The sequence below is a fragment of the Streptomyces sp. NBC_00377 genome (assembly GCF_036075115.1).
Taxonomy (GTDB): Bacteria; Actinomycetota; Actinomycetes; order Streptomycetales; family Streptomycetaceae; genus Streptomyces.
The window spans coordinates 1,822,445-1,839,220 of the sequence record NZ_CP107958.1 but is presented as its reverse complement, the minus strand read 5'-3'; the positions used below and the strand labels follow the sequence as shown (position 1 = coordinate 1,839,220).

Here is a 16,776-nt window from a genome sequence, read left to right as displayed (position 1 = left end):
GCCGGGGCGTCGTCCTGTGGGTTCACCCGTGGGGCCGCGCCCCGTGCCTGTGTGCACCGACCCGCGTGGGCGCCCGTGTGCCCGCCCGGACGGGTGCCCTCGGTCGGCGAGCGGTCGGGGCGTCGTCCTGTGGGTTCACCCGCGGGGCCGCGCCCCGTGCCTGTGTGCACCGACCCGCGCGCACACCCCGACAGGTGCCGCCGTCCTGGTTGTTCAGCGGTCGAGGCGGCCCCGCCCCGTGGGCCCCGCCCCGTAGGCCCCCGCCCCGTGGGCTCCGCCCACGGGACCGGGCTTCGGTGTTCGCGGCCGCCGGGCACCCGCATCCACCGCCCGCACGGACGCCGTCCTTCCCGCCGTCCCACCGCCCCTGGGACCACGTTCGCGGTGTGCTCCCGGAGAGGGAGCACACCGCGAACGTGTGTGGTGCCGGGGTCAGACCGCGGAACGGGACAGGACCGCGTCGAGCGCGGTCGACAGGGCCGTCGCAGGCTCGGCCGGCAACTCCCGGGCGCGCCAGGCGATGAAGCCGTCGGGGCGGATCAGCACGGCGCCGGAGGCCGCCACTCCGTACCGGCTGAGGAAGGCCTCGGCCGTCTCGCGGGGTTCGTCGGCGCCCACCCGGTGGTAGGAGATGCCGGGCGCGGCGCCCGCCGCCGCGCAGGCCGCCTCCCAGGGCGCACCCTCCGGCCCGGCCAGCAGCCAGAAGTCGCCGTCGAGCAGATCGTGCAGCGGCGCCTCCTTGCCCGCCCGGACCAGCGGCAGGTGGGGAGCGCGGGTTCCCGGCCGGCCCGACGGGAGGGTCGGGTCCTCGACGGGTGCACCGTCGTCGGGGCCGTCCTCGACCAGCACGGCGCCCGAGCGGTAGACGTGGCCGAACAGGACGGTCGTCTCGGGCCGGTGGCGGGCCGCCGCCGCCTCGTCGAGACCGCTGCGCTGGAGGTAGCGGATCACGCCCTGGTCGACGGTGAACTCGGCGACCGGCGCCCGCTCCTCCTCGTAGCTCTCCAGCAGCCGCGGACCCGCCTGGCCGCGCAGCACCAGGGTGAGCTTCCAGGCCAGGTTGTGCGCGTCCTGGACGCCCATGTTGCCGCCGAAGCCCCCGGTGGGCGGCATGACGTGCGCGCTGTCGCCGGCGAGCAGCACCCGGCCGCAGCGGAAGCGGTCCGCCACCCAGGCGGCGATCTCCCAGCTCGTCGCCGTCTCCACCTCGACCGGCAGATCGGCCACCCCGACCGCGTCGCGCACCAGCCGCACACAGTCCTCGGTCCCGAACTCCCGGTGGCTGGCCCCGGGCGGCAGGCTGGGCGCCAGCACCCACCGGTCGGAGTCGTCGCCGCCCAGCTTGCCGAGCACCCCCTTGACCCGGTCGTTGTTGACGAAGCAGAGGAAGAAGGTGCGTCCGGCGACGTACGGGTCGAGATCGGCGTGGAAGATCACGTTCATCTGTCCGCCGAAGACTCCCTGCCCGTGGTGACCGATGCCCAGCGACTCCCGCACCGGCGCCCGTGAACCGTCCGCGGCGACCAGGTAGCGGGCGCGTACCCGGTACTCGCCCCGCCCGCCGTCGACTCGCAGATCGCGCAGTACGGCGGTGACGCCGTCCTCGTCCTGCTCGAACCCGGTCATCTCGGTGCCGAACCGGATGTCCGCCCCCAGCTCCTCGGCCCGTGCCAGCAGCACCGGCTCGAAGCGGTCCTGCCCGATCAGGGTCCAGCCGGTGGTGCCCACGTCGTTCGGGTCGTGCCGGAACGGCCCGTCGAACCGGCCCAGTTCGGCGCCCGCGAGGGATTCCGCCTGGAGGATGTCCCCGTACTGCGCGTACGGGTTCTCCTGGGCGCGCACGGCGTCCTCGAGTCCGAGCGCCCGCATCAGCTCCATCGTGCGCGGGCTCGCCGCCTGGGCACGGGGATGGGCGGATATCTCGGGGTGGCGTTCCACGAGGATCGCGCGGATGCCCTGCCGGGCCAGGAACAGTGCCTGGGCGAGCCCCACCATGCTGCCGCCCACGATCAGTACGTCGGTCGTCTCTTCTGCCATACCGGCTCCCGGATGAGTGCGGAGGTGCTCCGACACGGAGCGGGCCCGATGCAACACCCGCCTCCTCGAGGTGGGCTGGTGCACCGCCAGAGACCGGCGGCCGCGGAGCGGAACGCTCCCAGGCGGATTCGAGCGGCGTCCGAGGCCCGGCTGACAGGTTCGAGCCGGCCGAGCCCGAAGCGACGGCCCGGGCTGAGAGGAGGGACCGGACATGGTGGAGGCGTTGAGTGTGCTGGTGCTGCTGGGCACCGGTCTGGTGGCGGGGGTGCTGTTCGCGGTCGCGCTGAGCGTGATGCCCGCACTGATCGCGATGACCCCGGAACGGTATGTGGACACGCACCGGCTGCTCGGCCGGCGCTACGACCGGATCATGCCGTTCATCGTCACCGGTTCCATCGCCATCGACGTGGGCTTCGCGATCCACGCCACGGGCACGTCCAGGCCGCTGTTCGCGGTCGCCGCGGTGTGCATGGCCGGGGTGGCCGTGGTGTCGCAGACCCGGAACGTTCCCATGAACAGAGTGGTCAAGCGGACCCGCCCGCAGGACCTGGGGCCCGACTGGCGGGACCCGCGGCCGGCCTGGCGGGACTGGCACCTGGTGCGGACCTGCTGCGCGGTGGCCGGCTGCGCGCTGACGGCTGCCGCGGTGGTGATGTCATGAGCCCCGTCGTCGTACGCGACCTGCCGGACGGCCCGGAACGCACGGCCGCCGACGCCCGGATGCGGGAACTGCTCTCCCGGCCCGATCCGGGACCGGTCGCCGCCCGGGTCGCGCTGCTGCACTTCACCGGCCGCCGTACCGGACGGGCCTACACGGTGCCGGCCGGGGTGCACACGCTGGACGGGGAACTGGTCGTCGCGACCGGCAGCGCCTGGCGGCTGAACTTCGCGGGCGGCGCGGACGGCGCCCTGACCTGGCGCGGCGAACACCGACCGGTCCGCTTCGAGTTGGTGACCGACGAGGCACGGGTGGCCCGAGGCTACCTGGAGCTCTACCGGCGGTACGAGGACGCGGCGCCCCGGCGGCTGGGCATCGCGGTGCGCGGCGAAGGAAACCCCGGGCTCCCCGAGTTCCGTGCCGCGGTGGCGGGGCACCGCCTGTCCCTGGTGACCGTCTCGCCCGGACTGCCCGAGGCGATCGACACAGCGAACGAGAGGACCTCACGATGAGCGGACTGGCCGGCTGGGTGGACTTCGAGCGGGACCTGGTGCCCGAGGCCCCCACCGTAAGGACGATGGCGGACACCCTGTCCCACCGGGGGCCGGACGGTTCGGGCGACTGGATCGAGGGGCATGCGGCGCTGGCACACCGGCGGCTCGCGCTGCTCGACCCCGAGCACGGGCAGCAGCCCGCGGTGGGGACGGCGGACGGCGGGCGCCCCCTGGCCGTGGCGGTCCTCGACGGCGCGGTCACCAACGCCGCGGAACTCAGGCGCGAACTGGTCGGCCGGGGGCACCGGTTCACCGGCCACGGTGACGCCGAGGTGGCGGTGCGGGCGTTCCTGGAATGGGGTGCGGACTTCCCCGCGCGGCTGGAGGGCCTGTTCGCCCTCGCCGTGTGGGACGTCAGGCGTCAGGAACTGCTCCTGGTCCGTGACCGGCTCGGGGTGAAGCCGCTGTGCTACGTCCTGACCGAGTCGGGCGTGCTGTTCGGCTCCGAGCCCAAGGCGTTGCTGGCACATCCCGCCGTCCGGCCGGTGGTGGACGCCGACGGGCTGCGCGAGTTGTTCGCGCACAGCCGCAAGCCCGGCACGGGCGTCTTCCGCGGGATGCGCGAGGTGCTGCCCGGCCACGCGATGACCGTCCGCAGGGCCGGCACCGGCCAGCGGCGCTACTGGTCGCTGCCCGCCCGACGGCACGAGGACACGGCGGAGGCCACCGTCGCCACGGTGCGCCGGCTGCTCGCCGAGGCGGTGGCCTCGCATCTGCGGGCGGACGTTCCGGTCGGCGCGATGCTCTCCGGGGGGATCGACTCCAGTGCTCTGACGGCGCTCGCCGCCCGCACGGTGTCCGAGACGGGCGGGGGTACGCTGCGGTCCTTCTCGGTCAACTTCGCCGGATACGCGGAGAACTTCGAACCGCACCCCACGATGCGCGCCACCCCCGACGCGCCCTACGCGGCCCTGGCGTCCAAGCACATCGGCAGCGACCACACCGAGATCCTGCTGGACACCGCGGCGCTCTCCGACCCGCGGGCGCACGCTGCCGCCCTGCGCAGCCAGGACGCGCCCTCCCCGCTCGGCGACATGGATGTCTCCCTGCTGCTGTTCTTCGAGGCGCTGCGTGGGGCGGGAGTCACGGCCGTGCTCTCCGGGGAGACCGCCGACGAGGTGTTCAACGGCTATTTCTGGTCGTACGACCCCCGCCACAGCAACTCGACGACGTTCCCCTGGGTCTCCTTCGAACGCGGCCACGACGCCGCCGCCGGGGGACTCGGCTGCTCGCTGGTGGACCGGAACCTGCGCCGCGAACTCGCCTTCATGGAGTACGCCGACCAGCACTACCGGGACGCCCTGGCCGAGGTGCCCCAGGTGGCGGGCGAAGGCCCCGCGGAGCGCAGGGCGCGGGAGATCACCTATCTCGCGCTGACGCGATGGGCGCCCACGCACCTGGACCGGGCGGACCGGATGAGCATGGCGCACGGCGTCCAGCTGCGTCCGCCGTTCTGCGACCGGGCGCTGGTGGAGTACGTGTACAACGTGCCGGCCGAACTGAAGCGGGTGAACGGCCAGGAGAAGAGCCTGCTGCGGGCGGCGGTGGCGGATCTGCTGCCGAAGCAGGTGCTGGAGCGGCCGAAGAGCGCGTACCCGACCGTGCAGGAGGCGGCCTACGGGGAGTTCGTGCGGCGCCGCTTCACGGAGCTGGCGAAGGACGGGACGACCGCGGTCGCCCCGCTGCTGGACACCAAGGCGACGAGCGCGGCGCTGGACACCGCGGGAGCCCCCAGCGGAGCCTTCGCCTGGGTGGAGCGGGCCAGCATGGAGATGGTGCTCCAGCTCGACACCTGGCTGACGGAGTACGGGGTGGAGCTGAGGCTGTGAGATCGCGCCGGTTCCGGCCGGCCAACTGAGACATGTGTCACTTGTCATCCATATGCCAATGGCAATATGATGCCGGTGGGTACATAGTTTGACCGAATCCGGTCCGCGTGACGGTCATGTCCGCCGACCCCGGGAACGCCTTCGTTCCGTAATCCCTCACCCCTCCTTATGTCTCCGTTTGCGACCGCGAATTGAATGAAGCGCTTGCTTCACCGCGGATTTCCAATCGGCCCGATAGGGTAGCCGGAGATTTTACCCGCGCTTTGAAGTCGCAGGTCGACCGGATTTCGCGGGGTGCATGTTTGCCGAAAAGCATTCTGGCCCATGGAGGTGAATAGCTGGCAGACTTCCGGGATGCCGAGCTCGACGATGGCCGCCGCCGATAACGCGGCTAAATCAGGGGGACTTGTGATAGAGATCGGTCTGCTGGGTTCACTGCGGGTGCTCAGGAACGGGGAGGACGTGACCCCGTCCGCCCCGAAACTGCGTCGGGTGCTGGCCCTGCTGGTGCTCAATGCGAACTCGCTGGTCAGTGTGGACCAGTTGTGTGAGGAGCTGTGGGAGGACCACCCGCCGTTCAGCGCATTGACCACCCTGCAAACCTACATTTATCAGCTACGGCGCAGACTGCTTCTCGCCACCGGGCAGCAGGGCGCCCCCTTCGGGACCCGCCCGCCGCACGGAACTCCCGCCCTGCTCACCCGGGTCGGCGGTTACGAGCTCCGGTTGCAGGACAAGCAGGCGGTGGACGCCTACCAGTTCGAACGCCTGGTCGAGCGTGGCAAGGCGGAGGAGCGGAGCGGCGCCCCCGAGGAGGCGGCCCGCACGCTGGCGGAGGCCCTCGACGTGTGGCGGGGGCCGGCCCTGGTCGACGTCAGCGCCGGCCGACGCCTCTCGGCCTGGTCGACGCAGCTCGAAGGGCGCCGTAAGAACGTCCAGGAGCAACGATTCTCCTTGGAGCTCGAACTCGGCCGGCACAACGCGGTGCTGGACGAGCTGGCGGGCGCGTTCCGTGACCATCCGACCCACGAGGCCTTCGCCGGACAGCTGATGAAGGCCCTGCACCGGTGCGGCCGCAGGCCCGACGCCCTCGAGGTCTTCCGCACCCTGCGCTGCCACCTGGTGGACGAGCTGGGCCTCGAGCCCTCGCTCCAGCTCCAGCGGCTCCACCAGGAGGTGCTGGCGGACCGCCGGCAGCCCGCCGCGGCCGTCGGACGGACGACCAGGACCGGGGGACCGGCCGGACCCGGCGCACGGCCGAACTCGCCCGCGCCGGCCCAGCTTCCCGCCGACATAGGCGACTTCGTCGGGCGGGAGGACGAACTGGCCCAGCTCGAGGCCTTCCTCGGCGGCAACCGGGCCTGCACCGGCATGCGGGTGGTGGAGGTGCACGGCCCGCCGGGCGTCGGCAAGAGCGCCTTCGCCATCCGAGCCGCGCACCGGCTCCGCCCCCGCTTCCCCGACGGGCAGCTGTTCGTCGACCTCTCCACGGTCGGCGACGGCTCGCAACAGCTCACCGACGTGCTGTCCGCCTGCCTCAGCGCCTGCGGGATCGAGCGGGAGAAACAGCCCACGGGCCTCGACGAGCTCAGCCGCCTCTTCCGCAGCTGGACCGCCGACCGCCGGGTGCTGGTGGTCGTCGACGACGTGCTCGCCGCCTCCCAGCTGCGCGCCGTCATGCCCGGCGGCGCGGGCTGCGCGGTCGTCGCCACCAACCGCTACCGGGCGCACAGCCTCTCCACCGGCCGCAAGATCACACTGCCCACCCTCTCCGCCGACGAGGCCCTCGAGCTGTACGACCGGGTCGCCGAGGACCGCTCCCCGGCACAGGACCGGCCGGCGGTCCGGGAACTGATCCACATGTGCGAGGGGCTGCCGCTCGCGGTGCGGGCGGTGGCCGGACGGGTGGCCGCCCGGCCGTCCTGGTCGGCCGGCCGGCTGGTCGACCGGCTGCGGGGCAACCAGCGGCTGCTGCTGGAACTCCCGGCCGGAACCCAGTCGTTGATGAGTACGGTGGCCTCCAGCTACCGGCATCTGCCCGAACCGTCCCGCGAACTGCTGCACCTGCTGCTCAGGCTCGGCCGGCCGCGCTGGAGCATCGGCGAGGTACGGGCGTTGATGCCCGGACGCGCCGGCGACACGGAGACCCTCCTGGAGTACCTGGTCGACGTCCATCTGGTGGAGGAGACCATCCCGTCGGCCGCCGACCCCGTCTACACCGTGCCGACGCTCACCCGTCAGGCGCTGCTCCAGCTGCTGCCCGGCCGCGGCGGCGTCCACGCGGAATGCCCGGGTGACACCGTCGACCGCCCTCGGGGGAACGTGGTGCTCGCAAAGGCCACAGCTCCACGACAGGCCTCCTGACCGGAGCGTGCGCGCCATCCGCGCACACCGCCGCCTGCGCGCAACCGTTCCCCGTGGGTCCGGCCGGCCCGGCGTCCGGCCGACGCGCCGGACGCTCACGCGACGGCCCACGGCGGCGGGCGGACCCGAACGGCCGGTGGAGCGGGGCGGCCCGAAGACGCCGGCCGGGGGGCCGGTGCGTTCGGGCGGGCCGATCGGCCGGAGCCCGACGCGCTCCGGCCCGGTGAAGGGGGGCGACGACGTCCTTCGCGAGGTGTGCGGTCTCGCGGAGGACGTCGTCGCGTGCGCCACGGGATCTGCCGTCGGTCCGCTCCGGCAGACCCGTCGGGCGGCCCCGGCGGGACCGTGGCCGGTTCGCCGGTGCGCGGGGCGCTCCGCCTCGCGGTCGCCGGCCCGGCCCGGTGACAGGCCGACGCCGCGAGATCGGCCGTGTCGCCCCGCCCGTCCCGCCGTCCGTCGCGGAGAGCACCGGCGCCCGGTGCGCGCACAACGCGCCATCTTGCCCGCCCTGTGTCCGGGCCCGCCTGCCGAATGACCTCGTCGAGGGTGACCGCAGGTCGGTCGCACTCCTGCCGAGCCGCAGGCCGGCCTGCCTCGGGCCACCTTCGCCTCACGGTCCGGGGCAGGCCGGCGTGAGCGAGCCACTTCTTCCGCCTCCCGTGCCGAAGGCAGGCCGTTCCGGGCAAGCGCCGGCTGCTTCGCCCCCGGGCCCGCGGCTCACCGGTGCTCCCGTCCGGTGACAGCCCTTGCACGCCTCGCCGGTCCCTGGCCCCGCAGCATCGCGTCGGCAACCACGGCTTCACCCGTCGGTCCGCCTGCGACGGGCGGTCGGCCCGCACGACCGTCGAACGGCTCAGGTGCCCTCGGATCCCGTGTCGGACCCGTCCCTGAGGGGTCAAGGTGACAACGCCCCCGCCCGGCAGCCCCGGCAGCACCCGCGTCCCTCGCGGCCGGAGGCCGGCCGCGGAACCCGGCCCGTCGCGGTCCCAGGAGGCGGAGGAACACCGCGTCGCCGGGCCCCACCACACCTGCCCCTGTGTCACCACCGGCCCCAGGTACCAGCCGCTGCCGGTCGTGACGGTTCCCCGCCCTGGCCGACGGCCCCGCCGACCCCAACTCCCGGCATTCGCCGTCACGGCGGCCCCGCCTGCTTGCGCGTCTGTCGGCTCGCGCCCCGGCTGTTTGCGTGTCTGTCGGCTCGTGCGCCGGTCGGCTTGCGTGTCTGTCGGCTCGTGCGCCGGTCGGCTGCGGCTCCGGACCTCGCGGCTCCGGCTCCTGACGGTCTTCTGCCCGGGGCCCCTCGCCCGGCTCCGCGTCCGGTGGTGGCCGCCCCGCTCCGGCGGGCCCCGAGTCCGTGGCGGCCGGCCGGCGGCCCCCGTGTCCGGGGTCTGGCGGAGGCGGCGGCGGTACCGGTGGCGGCGTGGACGAGCGGCGGGCGTCAGTGGTTCTCCAGGGGGCTTCGAGACGGGCTCGACCCGTGCCCAACAGGGTGGCCCCACCAGCGACAAGCCCGGGAGGACAACGTGCACCGAACGCTGATCGTGGCGAGGATGGACCTCGCCGACGCCGAGGGCGTCGCGCAGGTCTTCGCCGACTCCGACAGCACCGAACTCCCTCACCTGGTCGGGGTGTCGAGGCGGACGCTCTTCGCCTTCCACAACCTCTACTTCCACCTGGTGGAGGCGGAGCAGGACATCGCGCCGAACCTGTACAAGGCGCGCAGCCACCCCCTCTACAACGAGATCAACACCCGCCTCGGCGAGTTCATCTCGCCCTACGACCCGAACTGGCAGGAGCCGAAGGACGCCATGGCCGTGCCCTTCTACTCCTGGACCCCTCAGCAGGGCCCCGCCGTCACCGTGCCGACCGCCGCGAACCTCGGCGGTGACCGATGAGCGCCCCCACGACCCCCAAGGTGCACGTGGAAGAGGTCGCCGCCAACACCAAGCGCGGTGGCGACATCCGGGTCACACTCAGCCCGAAGACGGTGGGCTGCACCTCCGGATTCGGCGGAACCCTACGGCTGGCGCCCGGTGAGTACGTCACCGAGCACCTCCACCCGTACTCCGAGGAGTTCCTGCACGTGGTCCAGGGCCGGCTGGAGATGACCCTGGACGGCGTCCCCGTCGAACTCGGTCCTGGAGACGCCCTGTTGGTGCCCATCGGGGTGCGCCACCGCCTGGTGAACACCGGCACCGTGCCCGCGCAGGTGGTCTTCCACCTCTCGCCGCTGGCCCCGCGCCCCGAGCTCGGCCATGTCGACACGGAGCAGCCGCTCGACGCGGCCGCGGGCAACCCGGACGTCGGAGAGGCCCGATGAGCGGACCGCAACGCCGCGCCGTCATCACCGGAGTGGGCGCCGTCGCCCCCGGCGGCCACGGCCGCGACGCCTACTGGGACCTGCTCACGGCCGGACGCACCGCCACCCGCCGGATCAGTCTGTTCGACTCCTCCGGGTTCCGTTCCCGGGTGGCCGCCGAGTGCGACTTCGACCCGATCGCCGCGGGGCTCACCCCCCAGGAGGTCCGCCGTATGGACCGTGCGGGCCAGTTCGCGGTCGTCGCCGCCCGTGAGGCGGTCGAGGACAGCGGCCTCGACCTGCCGGGCACCGACCCGGGCCGGGTCGGGGTGAGCATCGGCAGCGCCGTCGGCTGCACGATGGGCCTGGAGGAGGAGTACGCGGTGCTCTCCGACGCGGGCCGGCACTGGCTCGTCGACCACAGCTACGGCGTGCCCCACCTGTACGGCCACATGGTGCCCAGCACCCTCGCCGTCGAGGTGGCCCGGCAGGCCGGCGCGGAGGGCCCGGTCGCGCTGATCTCCACCGGCTGCACCTCGGGCCTCGACGCCATCGGGCACGGGGTCCAGCTGATCGAGGAGGGCAGCGTCGACGCCGTGCTGGCCGGGGCGACCGACGCGCCCCTGTCCCCGATCACCTCCGCCTGCTTCGACGCCATCAAGGCCACCACAGCCAACAACGACGATCCCGAGCACGCCTCGCGCCCCTTCGACGGGCGGCGCGACGGTTTCGTCCTCGGTGAGGGCTCGGCGGTGCTGGTGATCGAAGAGGCCGAGTCCGCGCGGCGCCGCGGCGCCCGCGTCTACGCCGAGATCCTCGGCTTCGCCGGACGCAGCAACGCCTTCCACATGACCGGACTCAAGCCCGACGGCCGCGAGATGGCCGAGGCCATCAGGGTCGCCCTCGACCGGGCCCGGATCGACCCGGGGGAGATCGACTACATCAACGCGCACGGCTCCGGCACCAAGCAGAACGACCGGCACGAGACGGCGGCGTTCAAGCGCAGCCTCGGGCAGCGCGCCCACGAGGTGCCCGTCAGCTCCATCAAGTCGATGATCGGCCACTCGCTCGGCGCGATCGGCTCGCTGGAGATCGCCGCCTGCGCGCTCGCCCTGCGCCACCAGGTCGTCCCGCCCACCGCGAACCTGTCCGTCTCCGACCCCGAGTGCGACCTCGACTACGTACCGGTGACGGCCCGTGAACACCGGATGGACCACGTGCTCAGCGTCGGCAGCGGCTTCGGCGGCTTTCAGACGGCGATGGTGCTGGGCCTGCCCACGGAGGCGAGGTCCGGCCCCCGCCGGACCACGACGGCCTCCCGGCCGGCCCGATCCGGTGCGCCCGCCAGGAAGAAGGCGGCATGAGCGCCTCCGGTATACGCCCGGGCAGCCCGAGGCGGGCCGTGGTCACCGGGCTGGGTGTGGTCGCGCCGACCGGCATCGGCGCCACGCGGCACTGGGAGTCGGTCCTCGCCGGCAAGAGCGGGCTGGGCCGGATCACCCGCTTCGACCCCACCGGCTACCCCGTCCGGATCGCGGGCGAGGTGCCGGGCTTCCGGGCCGACGAGCAGGTTCCCGGACGGCTGGTCCCGCAGACCGACCGTTTCACGCACTTCGCCCTGGCCGCCGCCCAGGCGGCCCTGGCCGACGCGGAGGCCGACCCGGCGACCCTGCCCGAGTACGAGATGGCGGTGGTCACGGCCGCCTCCTCCGGCGGCACCGAGTTCGGTCAGCACGAGATGGAGAACCTCTACCGGCAGGGTTCCTCCTGGGTGGGCGCCTACCAGTCGATCGCCTGGTTCTACGCGGCCACCACCGGCCAGGTCTCCATCCGGCACGGCATGCGCGGTCCCTGCGGGGTGATCTGCTGCGAGCAGGCGGGCGGCCTCGACGCCCTCGGCCAGTCCCGCCGGCTGCTCAACAGCGGCTCGCGGCTGGTCCTCAGCGGCGGCACCGACGCCTCCCTCTGCCCGTACGGGCTGGTCGCCCAGCTGTCCTCGGGCAAGCTGTCGACCGAGGACGACCCGGCCCGCGCCTATCTGCCCTTCGACGCCGCCGCGTCCGGCTTCGTGCCCGGTGAGGGCGGCGCCATGCTCGTCGTGGAGAGCGCCGAGTCGGCGCGCGAGCGCGGTGTCCCGGCCTACGGCGAACTGCTCGGCTACGCGGCCGGCTTCGATCCGGGCGCACCCGCGCGGGCCGGGGAGGCGGCCGGGGAGCCGCCGTCGGAGGCGGGGGACACCTCGCGAGGCTCCGGGCCCGTCCGCGCAGGGCGCCCCGCCGTGCTCGTGAGCGTCATCCGGCGGGCACTCGCCGACGCCCGGCTCGCCCCCGGCGAGATCGACGCGGTCTTCGCGGACGCCTCCGGGGTGCCCGCCGAGGACCTCGCCGAGGCCCGGGCGATCACCGAGGTCTTCGGCGCCGGCGGGGTCGCGGTGACCGCGCCGAAGACGCTCACCGGACGCATGTACGCGGGCGGAGCCGCGCTGGACGTGGCGACCGCGCTGCTCGCCCTGCGCGCCGGCGTCGTCCCGCACACCGCGGGCCTCGGGCGCACCGCCGACGGCTGCGAGATCGACCTCGTCCTGGACCGCCCTCGCCAGACCGATCCGCGCACCGCCCTGGTCCTGGCCCGCGGACACGGCGGATTCACCTCCGCGCTGGTGGTGGGCGCCGCCGACCGGAGCCCGCTCGGCGGATGACCGCGGACCCGCGCCCGTCCCGGGGCCAGGCCCCGCCCGGTCCCGGCCGCACGACGACCGCACGACGATCCACGACGACCGCATGACGACCGCACGACGACCGAAAGGCGGTACACCATGGCAGATTTCACTCTCGACGACATCAAACGGCTGCTGCGCGCGAGCGGGGGCGTCGACGAACAGTCGGACCTGGACAGCGAGGACTTCGCCGACACGGCGTTCGTGGACCACGGGTACGACTCCCTCGCCCTGCTGGAGCTGGTCAACCGTCTCGAGCGCGAGTACGGCATCCAGATCCCGGACGGCGACCTGACGCACACCCAGACGCCCCGCGAGACCCTCGCCTACGTCCTGGCCCGGCTCACGGAGGCGCGCGTCTGATGGCCGGACACACCGACAACGCGATCGTCGTCGACGCCCCGATGGACCTGGTGTGGTCGATGACCAACGACGTCGCCTCCTGGCCGACGCTGTTCACCGAGTACTCCTCCGCCGACATCCTGAGCAGTGACGGGGACACGGTCACCTTCCGGCTCGCCCTGCACCCGGACGAGAACGGCACGGTGTGGAGCTGGGTCTCCGAGCGCACCCCGGACCCCGCCACCCGTACGGTCCGGGCCCGCCGGGTGGAGACCGGCCCCTTCGCCTACATGAACATCCGCTGGGAGTACGAGGAGCAGCCCGGCGGGGTGCGGATGCGCTGGATCCAGGACTTCGCGATGAAACCGGACGCCCCGGTCGACGACGCCGCGATGACCGAACGCCTCAACCGCAACACCGCCGTCCAGATGCGGCTGATCAAGGGCAAGGTCGAGGAGGCGGCCCGGGCCGGCCGGACACTGCTGGGCAGGCGCCTGCTGGTGACCGGCGGGACCAGGGGCATCGGACGGGGCATCGTGCTGGCCGCGGCCCGCGCCGGCGCGGATGTCGTCACCTGCTACCGCACGCCCGGCGAGTCCGTCGCCTCCCTGGAGCAGGAACTCGCCCGGACCCCGGGCAAGCACCAGGTGGTGCGGGCCGACGTCGCCGACCCGGCGGAGGTGGACCGGCTGGTCGCCGAGTGCGAGGCCAGCCTCGACGGGCTCGACGCGGTCGTCAACAACGCGGGCTCCTTCCTGCCCAAGCCGTACGCGGACCTGGAACCCGACGAGTGGGACGCCACCCTGCGGGGCAACCTGACCGCCGCCCACCTGGTGACCCGGCGGACCCTGCCGTTGCTCGGCGACGGCTCCAGCGTCGTCAACATCGGCTCCACGGTGGCCTTCCTCGGCATGGCGGGCGGCGTCCACTACACCGCGGTGAAGTCGGCGCTGGTCGGCATGACCCGCTCGCTGGCTCGTGAACTCGGCCCGCGCGGCATCCGCGTCAACACCGTCTCGCCCGGCCGGATCGCCACCGAGGCACTCGACGAACAGCCCGCCGAGGCGGCCGAGCGGGAACGCCGGATGTTCTCCTCCTTCACCGCGCTCGGCCGGCTCGGCACCGTCGACGACGTCGCCGCCACCGTGCTGTTCCTCGTCAGCGACCGAGCCACCTACATCACCGGCCAGAACATCCACGTCGACGGCTGCGTGTGACCCGCAGCCCAGCCACGGAGGGACACCCAGTGGAATTCGCACTGCACGGCAAGAAGCTGCTCGTCACCGGCGGGACCAGGGGCATCGGACGCGGCGTCGTACTCGCCGCCGCCCGCGCGGGCGCCGACGTCCTCACCTGCTACCGGCAGGAGAGCGAGGCCGTCGACACCCTGACCGCGGCCCTGAAGGAGACCGCCGGCGACCACCACGTGGTGCGCGCCGACGTCGGTGAGATCGCCGAGGTCGACCGGCTGGTCCAGGAGGCCAAGGACCGCTTCGGACAACTCCACGGCGTCGTCAACAACGCCGGTGTGATCAGCCACATCCCGTTCGGCGAACTGCCCGCCGAGGAGTGGTCCAGGATCATCGACACCAACCTCACCGCCGCCTACCGGATCATCCAGCAGGCGCTGCCGCTGCTCGGCGCCGGCTCGTCGGTCGTCAACATCGGCTCGCGCGGCGCCGCCGCGGGCATCCCACTGCGCGCCCACTACACCGCCGCCAAGGCGGCGATGACGGGCCTGACCCGCTCCCTCGCCAAGGAGCTCGGCCCCCGGGGGGTCCGGGTGAACGTTGTCGCACCCGGCGTCATCGAGACCGAGGCCTTCGACGCCATGCCCGCCGAGCGTGCCGCCGGCCTGCGCGCCACCTACGCCCAGAAGACGGCGCTCGCCCGGCTCGGCACCGTCGACGAGCTGGCCGGCCCCGTCCTCTTCCTGCTCAGCGACCACTCCGCCTACATCACCGGCGAGACGCTCAACGTCGACGGAGGTATCTGACATGGCCGGCGAGGTCTTCCGCGTCATGCTCCGCATGGAGATCAAGCCCGGCGTGGAGGCGGAGTTCGAGAAGGTCTGGCAGGAGGTCGGCGACTCGGTCACCGGCCACCCGGCCAACCTCGGCCAGTGGCTGTCCCGCAGCGCCGAGGAGAACGGTATCTACTACATCGTCAGCGACTGGGTGAGCGAGCCGCTGTTCCGCGAGTTCGAGACCGGCGAGAGCCATGTACAGCACCGCCGCAAACTGCACCCGTACCGCACCGGCGGCTCCATGACGACGATGCACGTCGTGGCCGCCCTCAGCGGCGCCGCCGGAGCGGCCCGGTGACCGCCGCCCCCGTCGAGGTGGTGCTGCACCACCTCAGCGACGACGCACCGCAGGTGGAGCGCGCCTACCACGAGGCCAGCCGGCGGATGGCGGGCACGCCCGGCCTCCTCGGCAACCGGCTGCTGCACTCGGTCGGCGACCCGCGCGCGCTGGTCGTGGTGAGCCGGTGGAGCGACTGGGAGGCATTCGAGTCCTGGGAGCGCGGCGAGGCCCACAAGGAGCAGACCGCGCCGCTGCGGCCGTTCCGCGACCTGGAACGCGACCGGCCGTTCGAGATCTACCGCGAAGTCGCCCACTACGAGGGCGGGCACCCGGTGCCCGCCGCCGAAGGAGCCCGAGGATGACCACCTCGCAGCGTCCGGCCCCGCCGCCGGCCGAGCTGTTCACCCCGGCCTTCCACCAGGACCCGCACCACGCGCTGGCGGAACTGCGCCGACAGGCCCCGGCCGTCGCCGTGATCACCCCGAACGGTCTGCGCACCTGGCTGGTCACCGGGTACGAGCACGCCAGGGCGCTGCTCGCCGACCCCCGCCTCAGCAAGGACATGCGGGTGGGCAAGGACCTCATCCCCCGCAACTTCGCCGACCCGGAGAAACAGCGGGCGTTCCTCGCCGAGTCGGGGGAACGCAGCCAGTTCCCCCACGTCCTCAGCGTGCACATGCTCGACAGCGATCCGCCCGACCACACCCGGCTGCGGCGCCTGGTGGGGCGGGCGTTCACCGCCCGCCGGGTGGAATCGCTGCGGCCGAGGATCGTAGAACTCACCGACGAACTCCTGGACGGCGTCGCGGCCGGGAGCGAGCCGCTGGACCTGATGGAGGAGCTGGCGTTCCCGGTACCGTTCACGGTCATCTGCTGGCTGCTCGGCGTGCCGCCGGACGACCGGGCGAACTTCCGCACCTGGTCCAACCTGCTCGTCTCCGGCGCGGGCACCGAGGAGGTACGGGACGCCAGCGTCGAGATGATCGCCTACCTGCGGGCGCTGATCGACGCCAAGCGCGCCGAGCCCGCCGACGACCTGCTGAGCGATCTCGTCCACGCGGGCGACCAGGGCGAGCAGCTGTCCGCCGACGAGCTGATCTCCATGGCGTTCCTGCTGCTGGTCGCCGGCCACGAGACGACGGTCAACCTCATCGGCAACGGCACGCTCGCGCTGCTCGGCCACCCGGAGGTACGCAAGCAGCTCGACGCCGACCCCTCGCTGTGGCCCGCGGCCGTCGAGGAGTTCCTGCGCTACGACGGGCCCGTCACCAACGCCACCTGGCGCTTCACCACCGAGCCGGTCGAGGTCGGTTCGGTGGTCATCCCCGAGGGCGAGTTCGTGACGATCTCACTGAGCGCGGCGGGCCGCGACCCGGCCCGCTACCCCGACCCCGACCGGCTCGACATCACCCGTACCCACAGCGCCTCGGTCGCCTTCGGACACGGCATCCACCACTGCCTGGGCGCCCCGCTCGCCCGTCTCGAAGGACAGCTCGTCCTCAGCCGGCTGTTCGCCCGCTTCCCCGGGCTGCGGCTCGCCGTGGACTCCACCGAACTGCGCTGGCGCAGCAGCCTGATGATGCGCGGTCTGGAACGGCTCCCGGTGGTCACCGGCCGGGCCACCGCCTGAGACCGCCGCTCCCGCCGCCCCCGGCGACACCGCCGGGACAG

Annotated in this window: 15 protein-coding genes and 1 pseudogene; 15 read left to right on the top strand and 1 reads right to left on the bottom strand. The window is 73.2% G+C overall.

Annotation, left to right across the window (positions count from 1 at the left end):
* Nucleotides 1–432 precede the first annotated feature (432 nt).
* Nucleotides 433–2,037: an FAD-dependent monooxygenase gene (locus OHS71_RS08105; protein ID WP_328478287.1), complete on the bottom strand. Its 1,605-nt coding sequence runs from the start codon at nucleotides 2,035–2,037 to the stop codon at nucleotides 433–435.
* 211 nt (nucleotides 2,038–2,248) lie between these two features.
* Between OHS71_RS08105 and OHS71_RS08100 the strand changes: the two genes are divergently transcribed.
* The 15 genes and pseudogenes from OHS71_RS08100 (at nucleotide 2,249) to OHS71_RS08030 (ending at nucleotide 16,735) form a co-directional block, all read left to right on the top strand.
* Complete coding sequence (locus OHS71_RS08100) at nucleotides 2,249–2,698, top strand: anthrone oxygenase family protein (protein ID WP_328478285.1); 450 nt, start codon at nucleotides 2,249–2,251, stop codon at nucleotides 2,696–2,698.
* Nucleotides 2,695–3,207, top strand: a complete 513-nt coding sequence (locus OHS71_RS08095) for a hypothetical protein (protein ID WP_328478283.1) — start codon at nucleotides 2,695–2,697, stop codon at nucleotides 3,205–3,207. Before OHS71_RS08100 ends, OHS71_RS08095 begins: the two co-directional genes overlap by 4 nt.
* Nucleotides 3,204–5,078, top strand: coding sequence for an asparagine synthase (glutamine-hydrolyzing) (gene asnB, locus OHS71_RS08090; protein WP_328478281.1), 1,875 nt, complete (start codon nucleotides 3,204–3,206; stop codon nucleotides 5,076–5,078). Before OHS71_RS08095 ends, asnB begins: the two co-directional genes overlap by 4 nt.
* A gap of 354 nt (nucleotides 5,079–5,432) precedes the next feature.
* On the top strand, nucleotides 5,433–7,442 hold the full coding sequence (locus OHS71_RS08085) for an AfsR/SARP family transcriptional regulator (protein WP_328478279.1): 2,010 nt from the start codon (nucleotides 5,433–5,435) through the stop codon (nucleotides 7,440–7,442).
* Nucleotides 7,443–8,965: 1,523 nt separating this feature from the next.
* Complete coding sequence (locus tag OHS71_RS08080; protein WP_328478277.1) at nucleotides 8,966–9,337, top strand: TcmI family type II polyketide cyclase; 372 nt, start codon at nucleotides 8,966–8,968, stop codon at nucleotides 9,335–9,337.
* Nucleotides 9,334–9,762 (top strand): cupin domain-containing protein, encoded by a 429-nt coding sequence (locus OHS71_RS08075; RefSeq protein WP_328478275.1) that lies wholly within the window; start codon nucleotides 9,334–9,336, stop codon nucleotides 9,760–9,762. The genes OHS71_RS08080 and OHS71_RS08075 overlap by 4 nt, the downstream gene beginning before the upstream one ends.
* Nucleotides 9,759–11,105: a beta-ketoacyl-[acyl-carrier-protein] synthase family protein gene (locus tag OHS71_RS08070; RefSeq protein WP_328478273.1), complete on the top strand. Its 1,347-nt coding sequence runs from the start codon at nucleotides 9,759–9,761 to the stop codon at nucleotides 11,103–11,105. Before OHS71_RS08075 ends, OHS71_RS08070 begins: the two co-directional genes overlap by 4 nt.
* Nucleotides 11,102–12,439, top strand: coding sequence for a ketosynthase chain-length factor (locus tag OHS71_RS08065; RefSeq protein WP_328478271.1), 1,338 nt, complete (start codon nucleotides 11,102–11,104; stop codon nucleotides 12,437–12,439). The genes OHS71_RS08070 and OHS71_RS08065 overlap by 4 nt, the downstream gene beginning before the upstream one ends.
* A 117-nt stretch (nucleotides 12,440–12,556) precedes the next feature.
* Nucleotides 12,557–12,820: an acyl carrier protein gene (locus OHS71_RS08060; RefSeq protein WP_328478269.1), complete on the top strand. Its 264-nt coding sequence runs from the start codon at nucleotides 12,557–12,559 to the stop codon at nucleotides 12,818–12,820.
* Nucleotides 12,820–13,275: pseudogene (locus OHS71_RS08055) on the top strand (SRPBCC family protein); the annotation flags it as partial. The gene OHS71_RS08060 and the pseudogene OHS71_RS08055, both read left to right, overlap by 1 nt.
* Before the next feature lie 24 nt (nucleotides 13,276–13,299).
* The gene (locus tag OHS71_RS08050) at nucleotides 13,300–14,016 is read left to right on the top strand and encodes an SDR family NAD(P)-dependent oxidoreductase (protein ID WP_328484439.1); all 717 of its coding nucleotides are present in this window, start codon (nucleotides 13,300–13,302) and stop codon (nucleotides 14,014–14,016) included.
* A 29-nt stretch (nucleotides 14,017–14,045) separates the two neighbouring features.
* A complete protein-coding gene (locus tag OHS71_RS08045) occupies nucleotides 14,046–14,795 on the top strand; it encodes an SDR family NAD(P)-dependent oxidoreductase (RefSeq protein WP_328478267.1) in 750 nt (249 codons plus the stop codon).
* A 1-nt stretch (nucleotide 14,796) separates the two neighbouring features.
* Nucleotides 14,797–15,123: an antibiotic biosynthesis monooxygenase family protein gene (locus OHS71_RS08040; protein WP_328478265.1), complete on the top strand. Its 327-nt coding sequence runs from the start codon at nucleotides 14,797–14,799 to the stop codon at nucleotides 15,121–15,123.
* A complete protein-coding gene (locus OHS71_RS08035; RefSeq protein ID WP_328478263.1) occupies nucleotides 15,120–15,467 on the top strand; it encodes an antibiotic biosynthesis monooxygenase family protein in 348 nt (115 codons plus the stop codon). Before OHS71_RS08040 ends, OHS71_RS08035 begins: the two co-directional genes overlap by 4 nt.
* A complete protein-coding gene (locus OHS71_RS08030; RefSeq protein WP_328478261.1) occupies nucleotides 15,464–16,735 on the top strand; it encodes a cytochrome P450 family protein in 1,272 nt (423 codons plus the stop codon). The genes OHS71_RS08035 and OHS71_RS08030 overlap by 4 nt, the downstream gene beginning before the upstream one ends.
* Nucleotides 16,736–16,776: the final 41 nt, after the last annotated feature.